Origin of the sequence: Pseudomonas sp. Pseusp3 (assembly GCF_047304225.1) — a bacterium.
Taxonomy (GTDB): Bacteria; Pseudomonadota; Gammaproteobacteria; order Pseudomonadales; family Pseudomonadaceae; genus Aquipseudomonas; species Aquipseudomonas fluorescens_CD.
In genome coordinates, this window is sequence record NZ_JBGLYV010000080.1 from 1 (window position 1) to 26800 (window position 26800).

Below are 26800 nucleotides of genomic sequence, written 5' to 3' on the forward strand. Positions count from 1 at the left end.
CCCCACCAGATTCTCCTCCCCCGACTACCCTTCAAAAACCCGCAGGAAGCGGCCCCCGTCATCTCAAGGAACGACCATGTCCCTCTCCATCGTCCACAGCCGCGCCCAGATTGGCGTGGATGCGCCTGCTGTTACCGTCGAGGTCCACCTGGCCAATGGTTTGCCATCGCTGACCATGGTCGGGCTGCCTGAAGCGGCGGTGAAGGAAAGCAAGGATCGGGTGCGCAGTGCGATCATCAATTCGGGGCTGCAATTTCCGGCGCGGCGGATCACGTTGAATCTGGCGCCGGCGGATTTACCCAAGGATGGCGGGCGGTTCGATCTGGCGATTGCCCTGGGAATTCTCTCAGCCAGTGTGCAGGTGCCGACGTTGACGCTCGATGATGCGGAATGCCTTGGGGAGTTGGCGCTATCAGGTGCCGTGCGGGCGGTTCGAGGGGTTTTGCCAGCGGCGCTGGCGGCGCGCAAGGCCGGGCGCTGGTTGATGGTGCCGCGAGCGAACGCCGAGGAAGCGTGCCTTGCCTCTGGACTGAAAGTGATTGCCGTGGACCATCTGCTTGAGGCCGTCGCGCATTTCAATGGGCATACGCCGATTGAGCCTTATGTCTCCAATGGCCTGCTCTACGCCAGTAAACCCTACCCCGACTTGAATGAAGTGCAGGGGCAACTCGCGGCCAAGCGTGCGCTGCTGATCGCTGCCGCTGGTGCTCACAACCTGTTGTTCAGCGGGCCGCCGGGAACGGGGAAAACCCTGTTGGCGAGCCGCTTGCCGGGATTGCTGCCGCCGCTGGCCGAAAACGAAGCGCTGGAAGTGGCGGCGATTCAGTCGGTCGTCAGTTGTTCGCCGTTGAGCCACTGGCCGCAGCGGCCGTTTCGCCAGCCACATCACTCTGCCTCCGGCCCGGCACTGGTGGGTGGCGGCTCGAAACCACAACCGGGCGAAATCACCCTCGCCCACCACGGTGTACTGTTCCTCGATGAGCTCCCGGAATTTGATCGCAAGGTATTGGAGGTGTTGAGAGAGCCACTGGAATCCGGCCACATCGTGATTTCCCGCGCCAAGGACCGCGTACGCTTCCCGGCGCGCTTTCAACTGGTCGCAGCGATGAATCCTTGCCCCTGTGGATATCTCGGCGAACCGAGCGGCCGCTGCTCCTGTACGCCAGACATGGTTCAACGCTATCGCAACAAGCTGTCGGGGCCGCTGCTGGACCGCATCGATCTGCACCTGACGGTTGCACGCGAAGCCACGGCGCTGAATCCTGCGTTAAAGCCCGGCGACGATACAGCCACCGCCGCCGAGCTGGTTGCCGATGCAAGAGAGCGGCAACACAAACGCCAAGGTTGCGCGAATGCCTTCCTCGACCTGCCAGGCCTACGCCGGCACTGTAAGTTATCCACAGCCGATGAAAACTGGCTGGAATCCGCCTGCGAGCGTTTAACTCTGTCGTTGCGAGCAGCCCATCGACTGCTCAAGGTCGCACGCACGCTGGCGGACCTTGAACAAGCCGACGGGATCAGACGCGAACATTTGGCCGAGGCACTGCAATATCGGCCGACAACACTCTAGTCAGCGTCACCCCTTGGTGAGGTCAACCAACGGCGTCTGCCGCACCTCAGTCTCCCGCCCACCCTGAATCTCGCTCACCTGCTTCAAGGCCTTATCCACAGCCGCCTTATCCGCCAACAAGCTGTAGCTGATGCGGAACTGCTTGTGTTCCTTCGGCCCAATTGTCGGTACCAGGCTCAGTGGCCGCTGATAACGGCGGTTGTAGGAAAAACTTGTTCCCGGTTCCAGCCCCGTGACATAGCCCTGGCCTCGGGTATCGGTGTTTTTCCACAGGGAGAACACGGGCAGTGTCTGAGTGTTGAAGCCGACCGAGACACCCAGGCTGCCGGCCTTGTTATGCAGAACGGTCAATGTATCGCCCTTGGCATCGGCATACGGCACCACGTTGTAAACCGTCTCGTCGTAGTCCTTGGTCGGTGCGCGGTAGGTTTGCCAGTCGGGCAGATCGCCCTTGGCCTTGTCGTTGAACGGCGACACCTGTTTCACCGGCGCGGCGAAACGGGCGCCCTGCTCCAGGAACGGGGTGCTGAAGTTACTGTGATACAGCGCCTGGTATTCCTTCGGATAGTCGCCGTTGTTGGTCAGGGTGTCGTTGAGGGCGAACACTACGCTGCCGGGTTCGGTGACCAGTTCGGTCGCAACGGAGAAGTCGACCTTCTTGAACGCCTGCTCTTTCAGTTCGCCGCGCAGGGTGATGGCGTACGGTGGTTTTTCATCGATGTGCAGGGTGACTTTGCTGGCGGGGATGTTGGCGGCGCGGCCATGCAGAGTCAGCAGTTCACCGTTGTCGACGCCCGGGTGGCCGACCCATTCGTAGCCGCAGCGGGTGACCAGCTCATTGAAACCTTCCAGCCAGCCCAGACCACCGCGGCCATTGAGTTCGATGAAGGACGGATTGACCACTTCCTTGACCGGCGAATCCCAGCCCATGCGCACATTGCCGACCGAGGCCTGCAAGACGTTCATGCCGCGAGTCGGCACTACCGAGAGTTTCATCGTGCCGTTATCGATGTCGACGATGCTGACGCCCTCCTGCCGACCGCCGTGCAAGGTGCGCAGGGTGACGCTGAAGGGTTGGTCGGTTTTTATGCCGAGTTGCTGGCTGGTGATCTGCCAGTTTTGCGCGGCTTTGTCGCTGTCGAGCAGGACGTAATCCCAGGCCATGGCGTGGGAGGCGGACAGCGCGCCAAGGACAACGAGGAGTTTGAGCGAGGTCATGGGGGAAGCCTTTCTTGGAGTTGTGCATTTTTTATAGCGCTGATGAAACGATTCAGCAAGCTTAAAAAGCTTACGCCCCAGCCTTCCCAAGCCAATTAAAATTGACCTTATGCAACCTCCGCATGCTTACGTTAGTCTCATAAGGTTTGAACCTCCGGCAGTTTGGCGGTGATATCATGATGATATTAAGGTCGCCCGCTAAATGCAGGAGCAAGTACAGACACATTTGTCTGTCATTTTTGCGCAACGGATCGTATGGAGTTTGAATGCGCGGGGCACTATTACGCAGCGGTAAGAGCGGGTCATTCACTGCACTCGGCGAAACAGGTCAACCGGTCTACCGGGCAGCCCTGCAATTGCGCGAAGCCATTCGCCGCAAGAACCCCGATTTGGTCGATCATCTGGCCATCCCTCAGAGCGATGAACTCGGCAACCAGATCGATTGGTACAGCGCCCTCGACGGCGATGTGATTCCGTGGAGCAGCGCGACCGAAGAAGAACGCGCCCCTGCCCGCCGCCAGCTTGAAGCCCTGAAGACCGCGCTCGAAGAATTGAGCCAGCGTTTCCTGGGTACTGATTCCGGCGAACAGCAGCAAGGCGACAAAGCCGTGTTCGGTAAGTTGCTCAAGCGCGTCATTCATATCCCTGACGAAAACTTCGTGTACCTGGTGCAAGGCAAACCGGTGCTGACCTTTTGGGGTTTCGAGCACGCAGGTACCGACCTCAATCGCGATCCCCTGCACTGCCTCTATCAGGTTGCGCCGCTGCCACCCGTGGTCGAAGCGCCTGTTGTTGCGCCCGCCGTGCCCGTGGTGGCTCGTCCGTGGTGGCGTCGCTGGTGGTGGCTGTTGCTGCTGCCGCTCCTGCTGCTGCTTTTGTGGCTGTTGCTTGGCCTGCGCGGTTGCGTCCCGATTCCATTGGTGGCGGTAGACCTGCTGCCCGAGGGCCTCGTGCCGGTGGAAAAACAGCTGGAAGAGCCGCCAGTGACCGGCAATGTCACGACGCTGAATGGCGTCCCGGTGACAGGCACCGTTGTAGGCTCCAGCACTGCAACCGGCACCGGTACCGGTACCGCCGTGACCGGAACCCATGACGTGGAGGCGCCGGCAGTCGAAGGCAACGAGGCTGACGCAGCACCCGCCGACTTGACCAAAGACCCGGCCAAAGACCCGGCAGCCGAAAACAAAACCACGCCCCCCGAAAACAAAACCGCGCCGCCGGATGTCACATCGCCCGAAGCAGAAAAATCCGCCGCCACAAAACCCGGCCCTCCCCTGAGCATCCCGCCAGACGCCGCCGACGGTGCCGCCAGGTTTCTCGATGGTCAGTACAGCGCAGGCGCCGGGATACAGGACCGCCGGACCGGCAAGCCGCTGCGTCTGGAATACCAGCTCAAGGACGGTAAGGGCCAAGTCACCGTGCACCAGGCCGACGGCTCGAAATGTAGCGGGCCGGTGAGCGCTACTATGAAGGGTGGCAGCCTGGCCATCGACAGCCAGGGCCAGGCCGTTTGCGGCGATGGCAGCACTTACGACATGCCCAAGGTCAACTGCCGCAAAGGGGCGACCACCGTCGCGGACTGCACCGGCGGTTACGGAAAAGAACAATTCCCCATGTCCATGCGGCAAGTGGCCGAATAAAAACGGAATAACCCGACATGTTGCCTGAAGTCACTCAATTCGAAGACACCGTCACGCTGGTCAGCGACACCGGCATCCAGTTCATGGATTTCGCCCTGCGCCTGGATCCCCGCAAGGAGCCGGCGGGCGAGTTCGCACCGATGATCAGCGGGCTGATCTGCCGCTTGGCGTACAACGAAGAGAAAGACTTCTTTTTCTACGAGCCCGAACCGGAAAAGGTCGAAAAAGCCAAACCTGCGTTCAGCGTCGACATGAAAAGCAGCCTCGATTTGCTCGACGGCATCTGGCTGCCGACCCCGTTTTTCCGCTTCATGCCGCCGCATCGCTTCGACGAGGGTCCGACCAACTGGTCGCGCATGCGCCTGGTGAAACTGGCGACTCCCGACATCGACGGTAACACCCACCGCCTGACGATGGCGTTCGACAGCCGTGTGATGCCCAAGCGTGACGGCACTGCATATCTGGCGCCAAACGAAGAAGACATCAGCTCCGGCGTGTCTTTCAAACTGGCGACCAAGGCTAGCGAAACCCGCTGGTTTCTGGCGCAGCCGTGGGTCAACGAGTGGTTGCTGGAAGTGTTCAATGAGGGCAATGCCCACCGTTCGCGCGCAGAGCTGGACATCGACATCCGCGCCAACCATCACCTGGCGCACTACCTCAACTTGCTCAGCCTGTTGAGCAAACCGTCAGCCGCCCAGCAGTCGAAAGCCCGGGCGAAAGTTGAAATCCCCGAGCTGAAAGTGGTCGCCAACGACAGCAATGGCCTGGTCAAACCGATTCCGGTGGACCTGGTGCTGGACGTCGGCAACTCGCGCACTTGCGGCATCCTGATCGAAAACCACGGTCAGGCCGGCTCCGGGCTGAAGCAGAACTACGTGCTGGAACTGCGCGACCTGATCACCCCCGAACACACCTATAACCTGCCGTTTGAAAGCCGCGTGGAGTTCTCCCAGGCGTACTTCGGCAAGGACCACTGCTCGGTCAAGAGCGGTCGTCACGATGCGTTCCAGTGGGCGACGATTGCCCGCGTCGGCAATGAGGCCAGTCGTCTGGCCAGTCGTCGTCGCGGCACCGAAGGCTCCACTGGCCTGTCCAGCCCGAAACGCTATCTGTGGGACGAAAACGCCTATGGCCACGGCTGGCGTTTCAACTGCTCGTACATCAAGACTGATAACGAGCCGTATGCCACCGCCGCGCCGTTCTCGCACCTGATCAACGAAACCGGCGAGGCGCTATACAGCCTCGAAGAAGACGATCGTCTGCCGGTGTTCATGCCGCGTTATTCACGCAGCTCGCTAATGACCTTCATGCTCGCCGAAGTGCTGGCCCAGGCGCTGTCGCAAATCAACAGCCCGGCCCAGCGCTCCCGCCAGGGTCACACCCGCGTGCCGCGCCAGCTCAACAGCATTACCCTGACCGTGCCGCCGGGCATGCCGCAGGCCGAGCGCAGCATCCTCAACGAACGCATGCTGCAAGCCATCGGCCTGGTGTGGAAAAGCCTCGGCTGGCATGCCGGCGAGGAAGATCCACATCAGGAACAGGCCGTCAGCCCGCGCACGCCGATCCCGAGTATCCGTGTGGAATGGGACGAAGCGTCCTGCGGCCAGTTGGTGTACCTGTACACCGAGGTCAACGAGAACTTCGCCGGTCACCCGGAAGAGTTTTTTGACACCATCGCCCGGCCGGACAAAGCCGACCGCCAACGCATCACCCTCGCGACCATCGACATTGGCGGTGGCACCACCGACCTGGTGATCACCGACTATCGCCTCGACCGCGCGGGCAATACCGGCAGCGGCAGCAACGTGCACATCGTGCCCGAACAGCGTTTTCGCGATGGTTTCAAGGTGGCCGGCGACGACATCCTGCTGGACGTGATTCAGGACTTCATCCTGCCGAGTTTCGAAAAAGCCTTGCAGAACGCCGGCGTGAAAGCCCCGAACTCACTGATGTCACGGCTGTGTGGCGATGAATCGGTCAGTGCCCAGGACATGATCCTGCGTCAGCAATTGAACCTCCAGGTGTTCGCCCCGCTGGGCCTGGCGCTACTCAAGGCGTACGAGCATTACGATCCGCAGGTTCCGCAAGAAGTCATCCCGCAAAGCTACCGCCAACTGCTCGGTGACAACGCAATCAGCCAGACCGTGCTCGACTACGTCAATGTCGCCGTGCGTCGCGATGTCGGCGCTCAGAGCGGTTTCGACCTGTATGCCGCGCCGATCAGCTTCGACCTGCAAAAGCTGCATGCCGCGTTCCTCAACGACCAGATCAACATCACCAAGATCCTTGGTGCGCTGTGTGAAGTGGTCGCGCATTACCCGTGTGATGTCTTGCTGCTGACCGGCCGCCCTTCGCGCCTTCCCGGCATCCAGGCGTTCATTCGCAAGGTGTTGCCACTGCCACCGGGGCGTATTCTGGCGCTGCAAAACTACCGCACCGGCGGCTGGTATCCGTTTCACAGGAACGGCCGGATCGACGACCCGAAAAGCACCGCCTCGGTCGGCGCCATGCTCTGCCTGTTGTGCGCCAACCACAGCGTGCCGAATTTCTACTTCCGGGCATCGGCGCTCAAGCCGTATTCGACGGTCAAGCACATCGGCGTCATCGACCTGAACAACGTGATCAAGGATGCCGACGTGCTGTACCGCGACATCCAGTCCGAAGACTACAAAATCAAGCTGCCGGAAATTGGCGTTGGCGACGCCGCGGACACGCCACAGCTGGAAATGCGCGGCGATCTGCGCCTCGGTTTCCGCCAGTTGGCCGCTGACCGCTGGGCCGCTTCGCCGTTGTATACCTTGCGGTTCACCAAGGCGGGTCGGGAGAAGTTTTCCCGGGCAATCGGTGAAGACGGCAGCGCGCCGCTGCTCAAGGTGCGGTTCGAGGTCAAACCGGCGGACAAATACACGCGCAAGCAAGATCTGGTCAGCGACCGCCTCTCGGTTCGCGATATCGAATCCAACAGTAACAACGTCAACTTCAACCCGCGCAGCGACCTCGAGCTGGAACTCAACACCATGCTCGACGCCGGCCTGAGCGAGACCAAGTACTGGCTCGACAGTGGAAGTGTGAAACGCAAATGAATGACCTGACCCCCGATCAAACTCAGCTCTCTGCCAATTGGGCCGCTGTTTATGAAGGCGCCGGTCAGGCGCTGGACTGGATTGGCCAGACGCGTGGCAATGCGCCGCGCCTGGACAGCGAAGCCGACAACCTGAACATCCGCCTGCACCGCGCCCGCAACCTGGCCCAAAGCCTCGGTCGCGTGGCCTGCACGCCGATGACCATTGGCTTTTTCGGCTTGTCCCAGGCCGGCAAGTCCTACCTGATTTCGGCCCTCGCCGCCGGTCAGAACGGCAAGCTGGAAACCGAGTTCGGCAGCCATCGCCTGGACTTCATCAAGCACATCAACCCGGTGGGTGGCGGCAAGGAAGCCACCGGCCTGGTAACTCGCTTCAGCCGTCGGGCGACGGTAAGTCAGGACAATGACTTCCCGGTAGAACTCACGCTGTTCAAGGAAATCGAACTGGCGAAGATTCTCGCCAACGCCTGGTTCAAGGATTTCGACCTTGAGCGGATTTCCTACGAGATCGATGAAGAACGCATCCAGCGCGTGCTCAAACCGTTCGAAGGCCGCGAAACCGGCCCGCTGCAAACGGGCGTCAACGCCGACGATCTGGTGTCGCTGTGGGATTACCTGCGCGACAACTTCCGCAACTCGGTGAAGAAGCTTGAGCACCTGTACTGGCCCAAAGCATTGCAACTGGCGCCACGCCTGAATTTCCAGGAACGGGCCGAGCTGTTTTCGATCCTCTGGGGTGAGCAAAGCGAGTTGACGCGCGTGTACCAGCAACTGGCCGGCGCGCTGCACAAGCTGGGTCTGCCCGAGACCGTGTTCGCACCGTTGAAGGCCTTGGTGAGTTTCGACAACGACACCTACAGCCAGCGCGACAGCATCATGAACGTCGACATCCTCGAACGCTTCGGCAGCCCGCTGGACTTGCCGATCGATGTTCGACCGCTGGTTGGCGATCGCCTGCAAAACAGTCAGGCGATCGCGGTCGCGCAACTGGCGGCACTGACTGCCGAAATGACCTTCCGCCTGATCGAAGCGCCAGTGGATGACATCGTCAATCAGGTCGACCTGCTGGATTTCCCCGGTTATCGCGGGCGCCAGAAACTGCACGAGATCGCCGATTCCAACGACCCGCAATCGACCGCCAAGGACAACTCCGTTTCCCAGCTGATCCTGCGCGGCAAGGTCGCCTACCTGTTCGAACGCTACACCGACAACCAGGAAATGAACGCACTGGTGGTCTGCACCAGTTCGACCAAGCAGAGCGACGTCAACGACGTGGGCCCGGTGCTGACCCGCTGGATCGAAAAAACCCAGGGCGCCGACTCGGCCGCTCGCAGCAAGCGCGATACCGGCCTGATCTGGGCGCTGACCATGCTCGACCTGCGCATCACCAACTCCCTGAGCCTGACGCCTGATCAGTACGACGAGAGCTGGAACGGCATGGTCAAGCTGACCATGCTGGAGCGCTTCGGCAGCCTGAGCTGGATGAACGACTGGGCTGGCACACCGTTCCAGAACACCTACCTGGTGCGCAAACCGCGTATGGACGCGGCATTCATCGGGCAAGACGCGACCGGTGCGGAAACCGGCCTCAATGCCATCTATCAGGAACGTGTCAGTGCGCTGGGCACCAGCTTCGCCAGCAACGCTCTGGTGTGCAAACACATCAAGAACCCGGTCAACGCCTGGACAGAAATGCTGCGCAACGATGACGGTGGCATCAGCCACTTCAGCGGCAGTTTCAAAGGCGTGGCCAATATCGAATTCAAATTGCAGCGTATCCGCGAGCAATTGAGCGAATGCCTCGAAGGCCTGACCACTCACGGCCTGAGCACCTGGTACCACGCTGACGACGACGGCGCCGCAGCCGCCAAGAAAGCCAAGGCGCAAATGATTCTGACGGGCCTGGGCCGTCGCCCGGCGGTGCTTGGCGAATTGATCGATCAACTCGACATGCCGAGCGAAGAGGTGCGCGACCTGTACCTCAGCGGCGTGTACGAAACCGATGACGAGCCGGCCGTGAACGACGAACCGGCCACCCCGACACCGAGCCAGAGCTTGTACGGCAACGACGCCGGTTTCGATTTCGACTTCAGTGACGACCTGAGCCAAGACGTGCCGGTCAGCAGCAAAACCGCCACCCCGGCGCCGGAACTGCAAAGCAACGAGCACCGTTTTGCCAAAGCGGCCTTCAAGGCCTGGATCGCGCACCTGCGTGAACTGACCACCCGGCAAAGCCTGCTCAACCTGCTGGGGCTGGAAAAGGCCTTGCTGGAAGCGGTGGTCGATGAACTGATCACCGCCGGCTATCGCCAGGACTTGCCGGGGCAACTGAGCCGCGCCGTCCTCAAGCGTGCACAAAGTGGCGCGCGGCGCGATCAACTGGTCGAACGCCAGGTACTGGAAGTGCAGCGCGTGCTGCGCGATTTCGTGTCCTGGTTCGGCTACCTCCAGAAGCCGGTGAGCGAGCGTCCGAACAGCCGCGCCGGTGCCAAGGCGCCTTTGTTTTCGTTCTACACCGACATTGGCCCCGGACAAGTGCCCGTACTGCCGGCGCAACCGTCCAATCAGGCGCAACGGTATCTAGGCGACTGGCTTTCGGGCCTGGCCTACATCACGCAGGACAATGCCGGCCATGGTGCCGGACGTGAAATAACCCCTGAACAGAACGAACGGCTGGGCCAAGTGCTCACAGCCTTCGCAGCGAGATAAGCAATGCCAATTCGTGTCGACCTGCTCGCGTTAGAGCCCAATGTGCCTGGCCAGGCCCGCCTCACCGTGAAGAAATGGCAGGGTGGCGAGGAACAGCTGGAGTTTTCCATTCAGCGCAACCAGGACGGTTTTTACCTTCAGGACCACAAGGTCTGGAGCAACAATCCATTCTGGTTCAAGGTCTCGCGTTTCAACCTCACGGCCAACGGCGAAGCTTTGGAAACGCAGGTCGGCCCGCGCGTGGTCGACCCGCTGCTGGAAGGCGGCGCCAACTCGCAATTCCAGATCGAACTGCGCGAACAGAGCCAAGGCCACGCCGACAAAGGCGTGGTTCGGCCAGGCGTCGGCTTGCTGCCGTCCACGGCCGGCGGCCAGACACGCTCGACTTACGGCGGTGCCGAACTGACGGCGCCGAGCGCACCGGCACCGGAGAGCCCTGAGATCCCGGAGCTGCCTGAACTGACCCTGTCCACCGCCGAGCCAGAAGTGGAGTTGGAGTCAGTGCTCACCGAGCCCGCCTACGCGCCGCCTCCCGCACCGGTGAAGAAAAGCAACAAAGGCCTGATCGGCCTGTTGATTGTGGTGTTGCTGCTGGCGGCGGGCGCAGGGTTCTGGTTCTACAAACGTCCCCCGGCCCCTGCGGTTGCAGCCACTGCCGCCGTACCCGCCAGCGCCGACGCTCAAGCCTGCACCCTCGACAGCATGAACAGCCTGCCCGAGTTGACCTTCGTCCAGACCTGCATCAAGGCGGCACCCGACAGTGCCAGGTTGCTGGAGATCATCAACCAGGCCAAGGCCGGCAAGCACTGCGGCGTCGCCCAGCGCTTGTACGCCAACCGTGCCCAGGCCGGTGACGCGCTGATCGCCAACGCCTATGCCCGCGAATACGACCCTAAATACCTGAAGGCCAGTGAGTGTTTCCCGGCCGCGGACAACGCCACCGCCGCCTACTGGTATGAAACCATCCTCACCCAGGACCCGAACAACGCCGAAGCCAAGCAGCGCTTCGAGGAGTTGCAGAAGTGATGCGTTCGCCCCTGAGTCGATTCCTGCTGAGCGGTGCCGCATTACTGGCGCTGTGCATCAGCCCGCTGTCCCAGGCCGATGACAAACCGCTGATCCAGGCCGGTAAAAAGACCCTGTTCCAACGCGTGCTGACCACGCCGGGCTGCAAAGTCAGCCCGACGGCGGGCGGTGCGGCAGGCGACGCACAACCGGTCTTCAGCCGCTTTTATGTGTACGAGCGCGCCCAAGCGAACAACGCCGAGTGGCTGAAAGTCGGCCCCGACAGCTACGGCAAAACCATTGGCTGGCTGCCTGCCAGCTGCACCACCGACTGGAAGATGCAGCTGACGCTGGCCTTCACCAATCCGGCCAACCGCGACCGGCTGCTGTTCTTCAAGGACCGCGCCACCGTCGAAGGCATTCTTGATGCACCGGACCCGGTCAGCAAAGTCGCGCCGCTGCGGGCCACGCTGAAAAAGGGCCAGCAAGCACCGGGCGTACTGGCTGAAGAACCTGAATACTTCGTCGACCTGCAAAAGCAGTTCTACCTGCTGCCGGTGCTCAGTGGCGAAGAAGTCATGACCGAAAGCGGTTTCCGCACGCGCCTGCTCAACGTCGCCTCCGTCAGCAAGCCGGATGACAAGAACGCCAAGGGCGGTGCTGCAAACAGCGCTGCCGGCAGCAAGGAAGCCGAAGAGAAAAAGGCCAACCAGCTGAAGGAATTCAGCGCGGCCGTGGTATTTGTCATCGACTCGACGATCTCGATGGACCCCTACATCGACCGCACCCGCGAAGCGATCCGCAAGGTTTACCAGAAGATCGAAGCGCAGAATCTCGGCAAACAGGTCAAGTTCGGCCTGGTGGCTTTCCGCTCAAACACCCAGGCGGTGCCGGGGCTGGAATACACCACCAAGATGTACGCCGACCCGACGCAGGTGAAAGACAGCGCCGACTTTTTCGCCAGGATCAAAGACCTCAAGCAGGCCACCGTGTCGAGCAGCAGCTTCGATGAAGACTCGTTTGCCGGCGTCATGGAGAGCATCGACAAAGTCGACTGGAGCCAGTTCGGCGCACGCTATGTGGTGCTGATCACCGATGCGGGCGCCATCGAAGGCGAAGACAAGCTGTCGAAGACCGGCTTGAGCGCTACACAGGTGCGTATCGAAGCCGCCAACCCGGGCGTGGCGATTTACACCCTGCACCTGAAAACCCCGGCCGGAGCCAAGGACCACGCCAAGGCCGAGGCGCAGTACCAGAACCTGTCGACCTACCCGGGCACCAACACCTCGCTGTATTACCCGGTGAACGCTGGCGATGTGCAGGAATTCGGGCGCAAGGTCGACGCACTGGCCGGGGCGATCACTACACAAGTCAAAGCCGCCTACATGGGCGAAGACGCCATCGGCAGTGCGGCGAACGCCAAGCAGGACCCGGCCGAGAAAAAAATGCTCGAAGACGCAGCGCTGATCGGCCACGCCATGCAACTCGCCTATCTCGGCGAGAAGACCAACAGCAAAGCCCCGCCAGTGTTCAAGGCATGGATCACCGACCGCGACCTGATCAAGCAGAACATCCCGACCACCGACGTGCGGGTGCTGTTGACCAAGTCACAGCTCAGCGACTTGAGCGACGTGATGAAGCAGATTCTCGATGCCGCCAACGAAGGCCTGATTTCGCCGACGGAAATGTTCGATCGCCTGCGTTCGGTGGCGGCGACCATGGGCGCCGATCCCAATCAGCTCAAACAGAACAGCAACGCCAAACTGGCGGACATGGGCGTCCTCGGTGAATACCTCGAAGACCTGCCTTATCAGAGTGAAGTGCTGAACCTGGATGAAGAGACCTGGAAGAGCTGGGATGGTCTGGCACAAGAGAAATTCATCCGCACGCTGAACACCAAACTGCGGCATTACCAGCGTTACAACGCCGATGTCGACCGTTGGGTAGCTTTAGCCAAAGACAGCGATGCGCGGGACAACGTCTACCCCGTGCCTCTGGAAATGATGCCTTAACGAGACGCCCATGCTCGATATCAAGAACCTGCTGGTGCGCCGTGGTGAAGGCGCACAGGCCCATCACGTGCGACTGCCGCACTTGCGGATCGGTGCCGGGGAAATCCTCGCCATCACCGGCGAGAGCGGCAGTGGCAAAAGCACGTTGCTCGAAGCCATCGGCCTGTTGCTCGCGCCGGTGGAACTCGAGCGCTTCCGGCTGGGCCCGACGCACGCTCAGGATATCGCCCAACTGCTGGCCACTGACGACCAGCCTGCTCTTGCAGCGGTGCGTTCACGGCATTTGGGATTCATTTTGCAGAGCGGCGGTTTGCTGCCGTTCCTGAGCGTGCGGGACAACATCAGCCTGCCGCGCCGTTTGCTCGGGATGCCCGCAAAAAGCGATCACATCGACCACGCCGTTGACGTGTTGCGCCTGCAAGGGTTGCTGGATAAACAACCTCAGGCCTTGTCGATCGGCGAACGCCAGCGCGTTGCCTGCGTTCGGGCAATTGCCCATGAACCGCTGCTGCTGTTGGCCGACGAGCCGACCGCCGCGCTCGACCCTCACAGCGCCCGGCGTTTGTTCGAGTTGCTCCTGAGCCTGGTGTCGGGCATGGGCCTGAGTGCACTCGTTGTATCCCATGACTGGACCTTGCTGAAAAATTTCGGCTTGCCGCGACTCGGCGCTATCAGCCATCAGGGAGAGACTCTGTTTGAACCGATGGACTGATCGCTTGCACCTGCTGGGCTCACTGGCACTGCAAGACCTCTGGCACGACCGCAAGGTCTCGCTGTGCATCGCCGCCTCCCTGGTGGCGGTGATCGCGCCGTTGTTGTTGCTGTTCGGGCTCAAACACGGGGTGGTCAGCCAACTGCAGGACGAACTGCTACGCGACCCGCGCAACCTTGAAGTGAAGATGCTCAGCAACGGCAACTACGACACGGCCTGGATCGAGCGTTTGCGCCTGCGCCCCGAGACCGGTTTTGCCCTCGGCCAGACTCGCTCGCTCAATACCCAGGCTGACCTGCTGATCGGCATGCAACGGTTTGTCGAAGGTGCGGAAATCATCGCCACCGAGCCGGGCGACCCACAACTGAACCTGGCGTCACTCAACCCCGTCGGCAATCAAGTGATCCTCAGCGCCAGCGCAGCGCAACGCTTGCAGGCCAAGGCCGGCGACAGCGTGCAACTGCGGGCCTTGCGCCGCCTGGAAGGTGTCAATGAACGCGGCGAGATGGCGCTGACGGTACTGGCCGTGCTCGACGGCGCCCGCTTCGGTCGCGCTGCCGGGTTTGTCGCCCCGCCGCTGCTGCTGGATCTGGAGCGCTTTCGCGACGGTTATCAGGTCAGTGAGTTCGGCGTTACCACCGGCAAGCCTCAGGGTAATCTACAACCGCTGTATGCCCGCGCCCGCGTGTATGCGCGCGACATCGATCAGGTCGCGCCGCTGGAACACTGGCTCAACGAACAACACATCGAAACGTCGAGCCGACTGGCCGACATCGACAACGTCAAGGCCATCAACCATGTGCTGGGGCTGATCTTCGGTGTGATCGCCATGGCGGCGCTGATCGGCTGCGTAGCGTCGATGGTCGGCGCGTTCCTGGCCAACATCGATCGTAAACGCAAAAGCCTGGCGGTCCTGCGCCTGCTGGGTTTCAAACGCAGGGCTGTCGGCGGTTTCGTAGTCCTGCAAGCGCTGGTGCTGAGTCTGGCCGGCTACGTGGGCGGGCTGGGGTTTTATGCCGTGGGCAGTCATTTGTTCGACTACCTGCTCGGCAGCAGCCAGACCACCGGTACCTTCGTTTGCCACATCACTGTCTGGCACGGCGTTGCCGCCCTGCTCCTGACCTTCCTGGTCGCTGCATTGGTGGCTATGATCGGCGCCCTGCGAGCCATCAACATCCAACCTGCGGAGAGTCTGCGTGAGCTATAAACGTTTTGGCTTGCTGTTACCCCTGAGCCTCGGCTACTTGCTCGATGCCTCGGCGGCGGGCTGGGAAGAGAAGTATTACAACCCAATGCCCGAGGCTGGCGACGTCGTGCTGCCGATGCCCTGCGAAGGCTCGATGGTGTTTCGCAAGGTGTTCATTCCGGTCGCAGGTCCCTTGGATGACTACCCGATCAGCATCGGTCAGGACGGCGCGGAATACGGCTATGTCGAGCAGACCCGCCCGACCTTTATCGCCGGCAGTTTTACCGGGGCCAAGAACGACAAGTCCCGCTACTACCTGATGGCCAAGTACGAGATGAGTCAACTGCAATACGCCGCGCTGACCGAAGCAACCTGCCCCGCCGCCGCCACCAAGATGCGCTTGCCGCAAACGGCAGTGAGCTGGGTGCAAGCCATTGAGGCCGCCGACAAATACAACCTGTGGCTGCGCAAAAACGCCGCCGGCAAGCTGCCCAAGGAAGACGGCGCCCAGGGTTTCCTGCGCCTGCCAACCGAAGTCGAATGGGAGTTCGCCGCCCGCGGCGGGCTGGAAGTCGGTGCCGCTGAATTCCGCGACACGCACTACCCGATGCCAGAAGGCATCAACGCCTACGAGTGGTTCGCCGGGGCGCAATCGTCCAACGGCAAAGTGCAATTGACCGGTCTGCAAAAGCCCAACCCGCTGGGCCTGCATGACATGCTCGGTAACGTCGACGAAATGATGTTCGAGCCGTTTCGCCTGAACAAACTCGACCGCCAACACGGTCAGGCCGGTGGCTACGTCGTCCGTGGCGGAAACTACCTGACCGCGCAGGCCGACCTGCGTACTGCATTGCGTAAGGAAGAGCCGTATTACAATGCCGAAGGCCAGGTGAAAAACAAGACCACCGGCCTGCGACTGGTGCTGGTCTCCCCGACCCTCACCTCTCGCGAACGGGTCGCCAGCATCGAAAGCAGCTGGAAGAAACTCGGCACCGGCAGCAAGGAAACCGAATCCGCCGACAAAGGCACCGTACAATCGCTGAACAGCCTCGCCTCGGGCGTCGAAGACAAAGCGCTCAAGGAAAAGCTCCAGGCCCTGGAGAACCAGCTGCGCGCCAGCAATCAGCAGCAGGAAGAAACCCGCGATCAGGCGATCCGCGCCAGCCTCAACCTGGGTGCGTTCCTGTGCACCAAGATGCTCGACGACGGCCAGTACGTGGACTTCCTGCAAAAGAACTACAAGCTCAATTGCGAAGGCGCGGACAAAGACGCCAGTTGCGACATGCGTAAAGGCAAGCTCGAGGAGCAAAAGGATCGCCTGCACAAACTCAGCCGTTACTACGCCAGCAGCCTGGTGGAATCGGCTACCTTGTACGGCCAGCCACTGCTTGAAACGCAAGTCCCGGTGATGGAAGAAATCATCACCCGCAACAAACAGCTGCAAGACCTCAAACCTTACTTGCGCACCCACTGGGCCAATCAGAAGGCGTTCCTGCAAAAGCAGAAAATCGACACTGAAGCCTGGCTGACCAGCTGCAAAACCGTCACTCAATAACAATGCGTCAACACCGTTACGTAGGAGTTTCACCATGTCGCGCAGCCTTTGGACTCGCTTCAAGCTACAGATCGCTTTCGTAGTCGCCGGCAGCCTGCTAATGACCGGTTGCGCCAACACCGGCAGCTCCATGCTGGACGACGGCGAAGGCGGCGGTGCCGACCCGCGCCTGACCCAGGGCAATGACGCAGAGTTCTTCAGCAAGTCCGGATACCAGGCCTGCGCCGTCGGCGCCGGTGTCGGCATCCTCGCTTGCGCGCTGTCCAACAGCAACAACAAAACCGTGTGCGTCATCGCCGCCGGTATTACCGCGTGTGGCGTGGCCATGGGCGCGAACTATTACCTGGATCAACGTCGCGCCGAATACGCCGACACCTCCACCCGCCTGGCGAAGATGAACAGCGACGTCCAGCAAGACACGCAGAACGTGATCGCCCGGACTGCGACCGCTCAGCAAGTGATCAATGATGACCATGCGCAAATTGCCCAGATCAAAAAGGACATTGCCAACAAGAAAGTCGACAAGAGCAGGGCCCAGGCGCAAATCGCCGGGATCGATTCGGACATCGCGCGCCTGCGTAAAGACCTGGCCAACATGCGTACCAAAGTCACCGAGTACAGCAAAGTGGCAGACGCCGAGCGTTCACAAGGCTCCAGCGCCGAGATCAGGCAAGTGGAGATGAACATTCAAAGAATGAACCAGAAAGTCGTCAGCCTGCAGAAGGAAGTCGACGCTCTGTACAGCCAACGCTCCGCAATCACCCTGGGTTAAGCCTATGACGCCAAGACAACTGATGCTCATCACTGCCGTCCTGGCCCTGAGCGGTTGCGCGAGCCAGCCCGGCGAATGCGATGCGACCAATCGCGACAGCAGCATGCTGACCAAGATGAACTGCGACTACTCCGGTGGTTACAGCGATCAGGTCAAGCAGAAGGAACTGGCACTGAACGAGTCCCGGCAACAAAACGCAATGTTCCGCCAGGTGTACGAGAACATTCAGGCCCAGCAGCTCAGCACCAAGACCGATCTGGCCAGCCAGCAGAAAGCCCAGGCGGCGTTGAATCAGTCGCTGGCGCAACTGCTGACCTCGCTCAAGGCCCGGCGTGGCAATGAAGCCCAGGTGCAGAAGCAGATTGCCGACCTCGAGAAGCAGCTCAAGGCTTCGCAAGCGGCGCCAACGACCAAATCAACGCCCGCGACGCTGGCGGCCAAGCAGCAAGAGCTGAAAACGTTGCAGAAGAAGGTCAACCAGCTGCAATTCAGCCTCGGCTACGAAGAGTAACTTTTCACCCTGCAAGCATCCCGATGGATGCCTGCACTTTTTCAGGAATCGTCGTCATGCAGCGGGTCATCAGGGATGCGCAAGCCACATCGGAGGGGATGAGTGCGCTGCAAGCCAAAGTCGCCCTCATCCAGAAACACTTTCCGCCGACCGTCGCCAGCCTGTTTGCCATCCCGCGGATGGGCAGCGGCGACGTACTGGAATGGTGGACCGAACTGGGCGGCCAACCCACGCCCTATGCCGATCTCAACGAGGACGCGCAACGACGTTTGCTGCAAACCTATGAGGTGCGTCAGACGTCCCTCGGACAGCTGGCGGATGAACTGCAAAAACGCGGTCAACCGACGGAAGCGGATGACCTGCGCAGCCTGCTCGGCACGCCTGAGCTGGACAAACTCTACAGCCTCAACGGTGAGCCTTTGGTGGTGCGCTGGAACCAGCGTCCGCCCAAACCGATCATGCCGCCGGTCGTGCCCGTCCTACCGCCGTCGCGTCGTGGCTGGTGGATCGCGGCGGCCTTGCTCGCGCTGCTGTTGCTGCTTCTGGCGCTCTGGCTCTGGTGGTTCCTGCACCGTGAGCCGGTTGTCGTGGTTCCGCCTGTAGCGCCTGTGGCACCGGTAGTGACGCCGGTTGAGAAACCGGTTGAGCCTGTCCCCGCGCCTGTCGTGGAGCCGGAACCGAAACCTGTTCCGGCTCCAGAGCCCACGCCAGAACCGGTACCGGAGCCCAAGCCGGTCCCGCCACCAAAACCGGCACCGGCACCTGAACCCAAGCCGACTCCGCCACCCAAACCGGTTCCACCACCAAAACCGGTAGTGGCTGCCCCGCCACCAGCCCCGACGCTGGACAACTTCGCATGTCGCAAAACAGCGCCGAAGTCAGAGGTTCCGCAGTTCGTGGTGGTGCTCGACACTTCGGGCTCCATGGATTTGAACATCAAGTCAGTGAAAGCCGACGAGGACTGGTTCTACGGTCCTGACATCAACAAGCTCCTGGACCCGAACCGCACCATGCGGCTTACCGCCAAACCCAGCCGCATGGACATCGCCAAGGACTCGCTGGCCGGCATGATCAACGGGCTGGACCCGAAGATCGACACACGCCTGATCACCTTCGCCGGCTGCGAAAGAACACCGGACCAGGGTCTGTTCAAGTTCGGCGACCGCCCGCGGCTGATCAACGGGATTCGAGGCCTGGTTCCCGATGACGGCACACCGCTGGCCGACAGCCTGGCCCACGCGGCGAGCACGGTCGACGGGCGCAATAACGATGCGGTTATCGTGATGTTCGTCGACGGTGAAGACGGTTGCGGGCAGGACGTTTGCGCGGTATCCCGTCAAATCGCCAGGGAACAACCGCGCCTGCGGGTCAACGTGGTGAAAATCGGTGCTGGCGGCCCGTCACGCTGTATTGCTGAAAACACCGGAGGTCGGGTTTACAACAGCACCAATGCGGCTGAGTTGGGTAACCTGTTGAAACAGGCGAGCAAGGAAGTATCCAGCAATGCCAAGTGCGACTAGCTTGGGGACTGATCCGGCTTGCCCGCGATGATTCAGCTCAAGTGCTCGACCGCCGGTAACTCCATGGCCCGAACCTCGCCCAAGAGAAAAACGCTGAGGCGGCGCAAACGCTCACCTCCGGGGCGGGTTTTCGGCCAGACCAGGTAATAATTCTCACCGCTGGCGACCGCCGTCGGCCACGGCAAACTCAGACGTCCCTGCGCAACATCCTCAGCCACCATCAACAAATCGCCCATGGACACGCCATAGCCTCGGGCGGCGGCGATCATTCCCAGCTCCAGCGTGTCGAACACCTGGCCGCCCTTGAGTGAGACTTGATCGGTCAGGCCCATGCGCTCCAGCCAACTGCGCCAGTCGCGACGGTCGGGCGTTGGGTGTAGCAGTTCGGTGCTGGCCAGGCGTGCGACGTCCCAAGGCTGATCGTTCAGAAGATTCGGCGCGCCCACCGGAATCAGTTCCTCTGGAAATAACAAAGTAGCCTCCCAGTCCGGCGGGAAATGCCCGTTGCTGAGGATCACGGCGCAATCGAACGGTTCCTGATTGAAGTCCACCGAGTCGATGTCCATCCAGGCGCTGGTCAGCTGCACTTCATTGCCCGGTTGAAGGTGCCGAAAACGGCTGAGCCGCGCCAGCAACCAGCGCATGGTCAAGGTCGACGGGGCTTTCATGCGCAGGATGTCGTCTTCGGCGCGCAAGGTATTGCAGGCGCGCTCCAGGGCGGTGAAACCGTCACGAATGCCCGGCAGGATCAACCGCGCCGACTCAGTGAGTTGCAAGTTGCGCCCGCTGCGGTGAAACAACCGACAGGCAAAATGCTCTTCGAGCGTGCGAATGTGCCGGCTGACCGCACTTTGGGTAATCGACAGTTCTTCGGCGGCGCGGGTGAACGAGCTGTGCCGCGCCGCCGCTTCAAATGCGCGCAAGGCATATAAGGGAGGAAGACGACGAGACATGAGGAAAGCTCCTATAGCGTAATCCGGCTACCGTACCAGAAACTCCCAAGCATGAGTCTGACTCATGCTACCCATCCTTTTTATCCCTTTGTGCAAACCTCGCAGAGCGCCGAGAATCAACCCTTTCCTGTTTCCTTTGATAATCGAGCGTGATGACCATGCAGCATCCAGCACGTACTGAACTCCGGGCCATCCTGCGGCTGGCGGGGCCGCTGATTGCCTCGCAGTTGGCACACATGCTGATGGTCCTCACCGACACCCTGATGATGGCGCGTCTGAGTCCCGAGGCGCTGGCCGGTGGCGGGCTCGGCGCGGCGACCTATTCGTTCGTGTCGATTTTCTGCATCGGCGTGATCGCGGCAGTCGGCACACTGGTGGCGATCCGTCAGGGTGCCGGCGATATTGTCGGGGCCACCCGGCTGACGCAGGCAGGGTTGTGGCTGGCATGGCTGATGGCGTTGGTCGCCGGGCTGCTGCTGTGGAACCTCAAACCGGTGCTGCTGCTGTTCGGCCAGACCGAAAGCAACGTGCAGATGGCCGGGCAGTTCTTGATCTTCCTGCCGTTCGCCCTGCCCGGCTACCTGAGCTTCATGGCCCTGCGCGGGTTCACCAGCGCCATCGGCCGTGCGACGCCAGTGATGGTCATCAGCCTGGGCGGAACCGTGGCCAACTTCCTGCTCAACTATGCACTGATTACCGGGATGTTCGGCCTGCCGAAACCGGGACTGATGGGCATCGGGCTGGTCACGGCGATTGTCGCCAACCTCATGGCGCTTGCGCTGGCGTGGCACATTCGCCGGCATCCGGCATATAAGGCGTATCCGTTGCGCCAGGGTCTGTCACGGCTGAACCGGCAGTACCTGAAGGAACTGTGGCGTCTGGGCCTGCCGATTGGTGGCACCTACGCGGTGGAGGTCGGGCTGTTTGCCTTCGCCGCGCTGTGCATGGGCACCATGGGCAGCACGCAGCTGGGTGCACACCAGATTGCCCTGCAAATCGTTTCGGTGGCGTTCATGGTCCCGGCGGGTATTTCTTATGCCATCACCATGCGCATCGGCCAGCACTACGGCGCCGGACAACTGCTGGATGCGCGGCTGGCCGGGCGGGTTGGCATTGCCTTCGGGGCGGCGGCGATGCTGTGTTTCGCCATGGTCTTCTGGCTGTTGCCAAACCAGTTGGTCGGCCTGTTCCTCGACCACAACGACCCGGCGTTTGCCGATGTCATCAACCTCGCCGTGAGCCTGCTGGCGGTGGCGGCCTGGTTCGAGTTGTTCGACGGCGTGCAAACCATTGCCATGGGTTGCATTCGCGGGCTCAAGGATGCCAAGACCACGTTCCTCGTCGGCCTGGGATGCTATTGGTTGATTGGCGCTCCGGCCGCGTGGTGGATGGCGTTCCACTTGCATTGGGGGCCAACGGGCGTCTGGTGGGGCCTGGCGCTGGGCCTGGCGTGTGCGGCGGTGAGCCTGACACTGGGGTTTGAGTGGAAGATGAAGCGGATGATCAAGCGCGAGCCGGGGTCAGAGCAGCGCTTCGAAGTCGCTCAGCCTGACTGAGCCCCCTGTAGGAGCTCGCTCGCGATGGTCGTCAACGATAACGCTGGTTGGCAGGTGCCCCGCGGCGTTCTCAGGTTTATCGCGAATAAGCTCGCTCCTACAGGGTTGCGTGGCAACCTCAGCTCACGATGTCCAGCACCGGCTGCTGACTGGAGCCAAACGTCAAATAGTCCACCAGCTCGGCCAGCGGCAAAGGCTTGCTGATCAGATACCCCTGCACCTGATCACAGGCAAACCCGCGCAACAGCTCCAGTTGCTCCAGCGACTCCACACCTTCGGCGACCACTTCAAGGTTGAGGTTGTGCGCCAGATTGATCATCGCGTGGACCAGTTTGCGGTTTTCCTCCCGCTGCTCCATGCCACCGACAAAGCTCTTGTCGATCTTCAGCAAGGTGATCGGCAGGCTGTTGAGGTGCACGAAGGATGAAAACCCGGTACCGAAGTCGTCGAGGGAGAAGCGCACACCGAGACGCCCGAGGGCGTCCATGGTCTGCTTGACCAGATCGCTGCGGCGCATCACGGCGGTTTCGGTCAGTTCGAACTCCAGCCACTGCGCCTCGACGCCGCGCTCGGCAATCAGGCGACTCAGGGTCGACAGCAACTGACTGTCCTGGAACTGCCGGAACGACAGGTTGATCGCCATGTGCAACGGCGGCAAACCCAGCTCAAGCAGCGCCTGCATGTCGCGCAAGGCCCGGGAAATCACCCAGTACCCCAGCGGCACGATCAGACCGCTTTGCTCAGCCAGTGGCACGAACTCGCTCGGCGGCAACAAGCCGCGTTCGGCATGACGCCAGCGCACCAGGGCTTCGAGGCCGACGATTTGCCCGTCCTCAAGGTTCAGCCGTGGCTGGTAATGCAATTCCAGCTCATCGCGGCGCAGCGCCCGGCGCAGCTCGGTTTCGAGGTCGGCGATGCTGCGGGCATTGCGGTTGATGCGTTCGTTGAAAATGTGAAAGGTGCAGCCCTGGGTGCTTTTGGCCTGCTGCATGGCGATATGTGCATGCCACATCAGCGGGTCCGCACCGGCCTGGGCACGAGCGTGGGCGATACCCAGACTGGAACCGATCAACAGGCTTTCACCGTCGATCCAATAAGGTTCGGCCAGCGCTTCGCTGATGCGCTCGGCCATCCACTCGGCACGCTGGGGAGCGCGACGGGTGTCGATCAGCAGGGCGAATTCATCGCTGCCCAGGCGTGCCAGTTGATCGCCAGCCTCGAGCTGGCTCTTGAGCCGCGACACCACTTGCAGGATCAGGCGGTCACCGGCCTGATGGCCGAGGGCGTCGTTGGCGTAACGGAAGTTGTCGAGGTCGAGATGACCGAGGGCCAGGCCACGACCGTCACTTTCGGCCAGCCGCGCTGTCAGCAGCGTCTGGAAGCCCTGGCGATTGGCGATGCCAGTCAGCGGATCTTGCTCGGCCAGGCGTTGCAGGGTGTTTTCCAGCACGCCACGTTCGCGCACATGGCGCAGGCAGCGGCGCAACATGCCGGGATCGAGCAGATCGCGCACCAGCCAGTCGCTCACACCGTCGGGCGGAATCAGCGGCTCATGGTCGAGCAGCAACACCGTCGGCAGGCTGCAACGGCCCGGCGCCGGTTGAAGTTGCGGGATGGTCAATAACACCGCGCTGCGGTTGTCATCGAACAGGCTGCTGACCGACTCCCAACTCGGCGCGCTGATGAGCACGGCCGAGCTCCCCATAGGAACCAGACACTCGCGCAACAACGCTGCCCACGCTGGCTCTTCGGCCAGTAGCAGCAAACGCAAGGGTTCGACAGGCGTAGACAAGCTAGCTCCCTAGACTCTGCAAAGATGTAGGCGACGGGCATTATGCCGTTCCGATAACCAATGACAACGACATGAGTTATCCAAACGAGCCCTTTGTATCTGGAATTACGAACATTAGCCGCAAATTCGTTGCGCATCCTGCGTGAAAGTAACAAAACCGGCAATTACAGATAGCGTGGTACGTCACAAGTCGGACAGAGCAGCACAATTCGCTGAGCCTGTTAAAATGCCGGCCCATTTTGTGACTGACTCCTGAATTTACCTATGTCCCGACTCAATCCCCGGCAGCAAGAAGCCGTGAGCTACGTCGGCGGCCCTCTTTTGGTGCTCGCCGGCGCTGGCTCCGGCAAGACCAGCGTGATCACGCGCAAAATCGCGCACCTGATCCAGAACTGCGGTATCCGCGCCCAGTACATCGTCGCCATGACCTTTACCAACAAGGCCGCCCGCGAGATGAAGGAACGGGTCGGCACCCTGTTGCGCGCCGGTGAAGGTCGCGGGCTGACGGTCTGCACGTTCCACAACCTGGGCCTGAACATCATCCGCAAGGAGCACGTGCGGCTGGGCTACAAACCGGGCTTCTCGATTTTCGACGAGACCGACGTCAAGGCCCTGATGACCGACATCATGCAGAAGGAATACTCGGGCGACGACGGCGTCGACGAGATCAAGAACATGATCGGCGCCTGGAAAAACGACCTGATCCTGCCGGCCCTGGCCCTGGAAAACGCGCGCAACCCCAAGGAACAGACCGCCGCCATCGTCTACACCCACTATCAACGCACGCTCAAGGCGTTCAACGCAGTGGACTTCGACGACCTGATCCTGCTGCCGGTGAAGCTGTTCGAAGAGCACACCGACATCCTGGAAAAGTGGCAGAACAAGGTGCGTTACCTGCTGGTCGACGAATACCAGGACACCAACGCCAGCCAGTACCTGCTGGTGAAAATGCTCATCGGCAAACGCAACCAGTTCACCGTGGTAGGCGACGACGACCAGTCGATCTACGCCTGGCGCGGTGCCCGCCCGGAAAACCTGATGTTGCTCAAGGACGACTATCCGTCCCTGAAAGTGGTGATGCTGGAGCAGAACTACCGCTCCACCAGCCGCATCCTGCGTTGCGCCAACGTGCTGATCTCGAACAACCCCCACGAATTCGAAAAGCAGCTGTGGAGTGAAATGGGCCACGGCGACGAGATCCGCGTGATCCGCTGCCGTAACGAAGATGCCGAAGCCGAGCGCGTGGCCATGGAAATCCTCAGCCTGCACTTGCGCACCGACCGGCCTTACAGCGATTTCGCGATCCTCTATCGCGGCAACTACCAGGCCAAGCTGATCGAGCTGAAGTTGCAGCATCACCAGGTGCCGTATCGCCTGTCCGGCGGCAACAGCTTTTTCGGACGTCAGGAAGTCAAAGACCTGATGGCCTACTTCCGCCTGATCGTGAACCCGGACGACGATAACGCCTTCCTGCGGGTGATCAACGTGCCGCGCCGCGAGATCGGTTCGACCACGCTGGAGAAGCTGGGCAACTACGCCACCGAGCGCAAGATCTCGATGTACGCCGCCACCGACGAGATCGGCCTGGGCGAGCATCTGGACTCACGCTTCACCGATCGCCTGTCGCGCTTCAAGCGCTTCATGGACAGGGTGCGCGAGCAGTGCGCCGGCGAAGACCCGATCTCGGCCCTGCGCAGCATGGTCATGGACATCGACTACGAGAACTGGCTGCGCACCAACAGTTCCAGTGACAAAGCCGCCGACTACCGCATGGGTAACGTCTGGTTCCTGATCGAAGCGCTGAAGAACACCCTGGAAAAAGACGAAGACGGCGAAATGACCGTCGAGGACGCCATCGGCAAACTCGTCCTGCGCGACATGCTGGAACGTCAGCAGGAAGAGGAAGACGGCGCCGAAGGCGTGCAGATGATGACCTTGCATGCATCCAAGGGCCTGGAATTCCCCTACGTGTTCATCATGGGCATGGAAGAGGAAATCCTCCCGCACCGTTCCAGCATCGAAGCCGACACCATCGAAGAGGAGCGTCGCCTGGCCTACGTGGGCATTACCCGCGCGCGCCAGACCCTGGCCTTCACCTTTGCCGCCAAGCGCAAGCAGTACGGCGAGATCATCGATTGCGCACCGAGCCGCTTCCTCGATGAGTTGCCGCCGGACGATCTGGCCTGGGAAGGCAACGATGACACACCGACCGAAGTCAAAGCCGTGCGCGGCAACAACGCATTGGCGGATATACGCGCGATGTTAAAGCGCTAGAATTGACCACTTTTTAATCGAACACTTTTTGACAAGCTAGGCGCATACCGTGCCAGTAGAGGAAAGCTTCATGGAAGCACTGCACCAGAAAATTCGCGAACAAGGCATCGTGCTTTCCGATCAGGTCCTGAAGGTCGACGCCTTTCTGAACCACCAGATCGACCCGGCCCTGATGAAGCTGATCGGCGACGAATTCGCCACGCTGTTCAAGGATTCGGGCATCACCAAGATCGTCACCATCGAAGCCTCGGGCATCGCCCCGGCGATCATGACCGGCTTGAACCTCGGCGTGCCGGTGATTTTCGCCCGCAAGCATCAGTCCCTGACCCTGACCGAAAACCTGCTGTCGGCGACCGTGTACTCGTTCACCAAGCAGACCGAAAGCACCGTGGCCATCTCCCCGCGCCACCTGACCAGCAGCGACCGCGTGCTGATCATCGATGACTTCCTGGCCAACGGTAAGGCGTCCCAGGCACTGATTTCGATCATCAAACAGGCCGGCGCCACCGTGGCGGGCCTGGGCATCGTGATCGAGAAGTCGTTCCAGGGCGGTCGTGCGGAGCTGGATGCGCAGGGTTATCGCGTTGAGTCGCTGGCTCGCGTGAAGTCGCTGGCCGGTGGTGTCGTGACCTTTATCGACTGATCCGCCACACCGCATAAACCAGTGTGGGAGCGGGCTTGCTCGCGAAAGCGGTGTGTCAGTCGACATCAACTTTGACTGACACACCGCTTT

At 61.1% G+C, this 26800-nt stretch carries 18 protein-coding genes; 15 read left to right on the forward strand and 3 right to left on the reverse strand.

Annotation, left to right across the window (positions count from 1 at the left end; translation table 11 throughout):
• Positions 1 to 76: 76 nt before the first annotated feature.
• On the forward strand, positions 77 to 1570 hold the full coding sequence (locus tag ACCD00_RS22810) for a YifB family Mg chelatase-like AAA ATPase (protein WP_413427659.1): 1494 nt from the start codon (positions 77 to 79) through the stop codon (positions 1568 to 1570).
• A gap of 6 nt (positions 1571 to 1576) precedes the next feature.
• On the opposite strand, the gene ACCD00_RS22815 is transcribed toward ACCD00_RS22810, so the two are convergent.
• Complete coding sequence (locus ACCD00_RS22815; protein ID WP_413427660.1) at positions 1577 to 2788, reverse strand: aldose 1-epimerase family protein; 1212 nt, start codon at positions 2786 to 2788, stop codon at positions 1577 to 1579.
• A 266-nt stretch (positions 2789 to 3054) separates the two neighbouring features.
• On the opposite strand from ACCD00_RS22815, the gene ACCD00_RS22820 reads away from it, so the two are divergent.
• From ACCD00_RS22820 to ACCD00_RS22870, 11 genes are read left to right on the forward strand one after another with little or no spacing between them, the layout of a single operon-like run.
• Positions 3055 to 4428 (forward strand): SrfA family protein, encoded by a 1374-nt coding sequence (locus tag ACCD00_RS22820; protein ID WP_413427661.1) that lies wholly within the window; start codon positions 3055 to 3057, stop codon positions 4426 to 4428.
• 17 nt (positions 4429 to 4445) lie between these two features.
• A complete protein-coding gene (locus tag ACCD00_RS22825) occupies positions 4446 to 7511 on the forward strand; it encodes a virulence factor SrfB (protein WP_413427662.1) in 3066 nt (1021 codons plus the stop codon).
• Positions 7508 to 10219 (forward strand): putative virulence factor, encoded by a 2712-nt coding sequence (locus ACCD00_RS22830; protein ID WP_413427663.1) that lies wholly within the window; start codon positions 7508 to 7510, stop codon positions 10217 to 10219. The genes ACCD00_RS22825 and ACCD00_RS22830 overlap by 4 nt, the downstream gene beginning before the upstream one ends.
• A 3-nt stretch (positions 10220 to 10222) precedes the next feature.
• Positions 10223 to 11245 (forward strand): hypothetical protein, encoded by a 1023-nt coding sequence (locus ACCD00_RS22835; protein WP_413427664.1) that lies wholly within the window; start codon positions 10223 to 10225, stop codon positions 11243 to 11245.
• Positions 11245 to 13236, forward strand: a complete 1992-nt coding sequence (locus ACCD00_RS22840) for a vWA domain-containing protein (RefSeq protein WP_413427665.1) — start codon at positions 11245 to 11247, stop codon at positions 13234 to 13236. Before ACCD00_RS22835 ends, ACCD00_RS22840 begins: the two co-directional genes overlap by 1 nt.
• A 10-nt stretch (positions 13237 to 13246) precedes the next feature.
• On the forward strand, positions 13247 to 13948 hold the full coding sequence (locus tag ACCD00_RS22845) for an ABC transporter ATP-binding protein (RefSeq protein WP_413427666.1): 702 nt from the start codon (positions 13247 to 13249) through the stop codon (positions 13946 to 13948).
• Entirely contained in the window at positions 13932 to 15155 is a 1224-nt protein-coding gene (locus ACCD00_RS22850; RefSeq protein WP_413427667.1) for an ABC transporter permease, read from the forward strand. Before ACCD00_RS22845 ends, ACCD00_RS22850 begins: the two co-directional genes overlap by 17 nt.
• Positions 15145 to 16689, forward strand: coding sequence for an SUMF1/EgtB/PvdO family nonheme iron enzyme (locus ACCD00_RS22855; protein ID WP_413427668.1), 1545 nt, complete (start codon positions 15145 to 15147; stop codon positions 16687 to 16689). Before ACCD00_RS22850 ends, ACCD00_RS22855 begins: the two co-directional genes overlap by 11 nt.
• A gap of 34 nt (positions 16690 to 16723) precedes the next feature.
• Positions 16724 to 17461 carry a hypothetical protein gene (locus ACCD00_RS22860; protein ID WP_413427669.1) on the forward strand — a complete coding sequence of 246 codons (738 nt, stop codon included), beginning with the start codon at positions 16724 to 16726 and terminating at the stop codon, positions 17459 to 17461.
• Positions 17462 to 17465: 4 nt separating this feature from the next.
• Positions 17466 to 17972 carry a hypothetical protein gene (locus ACCD00_RS22865; RefSeq protein WP_413427670.1) on the forward strand — a complete coding sequence of 169 codons (507 nt, stop codon included), beginning with the start codon at positions 17466 to 17468 and terminating at the stop codon, positions 17970 to 17972.
• 56 nt (positions 17973 to 18028) lie between these two features.
• Positions 18029 to 19492 (forward strand): vWA domain-containing protein, encoded by a 1464-nt coding sequence (locus tag ACCD00_RS22870; RefSeq protein ID WP_413427671.1) that lies wholly within the window; start codon positions 18029 to 18031, stop codon positions 19490 to 19492.
• Positions 19493 to 19524: 32 nt separating this feature from the next.
• Here the strand turns inward: ACCD00_RS22870 and ACCD00_RS22875 are convergent, their stop codons facing one another.
• Positions 19525 to 20445: a LysR substrate-binding domain-containing protein gene (locus ACCD00_RS22875; protein ID WP_413427672.1), complete on the reverse strand. Its 921-nt coding sequence runs from the start codon at positions 20443 to 20445 to the stop codon at positions 19525 to 19527.
• 158 nt (positions 20446 to 20603) lie between these two features.
• Between ACCD00_RS22875 and ACCD00_RS22880 the strand changes: the two genes are divergently transcribed.
• Positions 20604 to 22001 (forward strand): NorM family multidrug efflux MATE transporter, encoded by a 1398-nt coding sequence (locus tag ACCD00_RS22880; protein WP_413427673.1) that lies wholly within the window; start codon positions 20604 to 20606, stop codon positions 21999 to 22001.
• A gap of 118 nt (positions 22002 to 22119) precedes the next feature.
• Here ACCD00_RS22880 and ACCD00_RS22885 read toward each other — a convergent pair whose 3' ends face one another.
• On the reverse strand, positions 22120 to 23793 hold the full coding sequence (locus ACCD00_RS22885) for a putative bifunctional diguanylate cyclase/phosphodiesterase (protein WP_413427674.1): 1674 nt from the start codon (positions 23791 to 23793) through the stop codon (positions 22120 to 22122).
• A 264-nt stretch (positions 23794 to 24057) separates the two neighbouring features.
• Between ACCD00_RS22885 and rep the strand changes: the two genes are divergently transcribed.
• A complete protein-coding gene (gene rep, locus ACCD00_RS22890) occupies positions 24058 to 26067 on the forward strand; it encodes a DNA helicase Rep (RefSeq protein ID WP_413427675.1) in 2010 nt (669 codons plus the stop codon).
• A gap of 70 nt (positions 26068 to 26137) precedes the next feature.
• The gene (locus ACCD00_RS22895) at positions 26138 to 26710 is read left to right on the forward strand and encodes a xanthine phosphoribosyltransferase (RefSeq protein WP_413427676.1); all 573 of its coding nucleotides are present in this window, start codon (positions 26138 to 26140) and stop codon (positions 26708 to 26710) included.
• Positions 26711 to 26800: the final 90 nt, after the last annotated feature.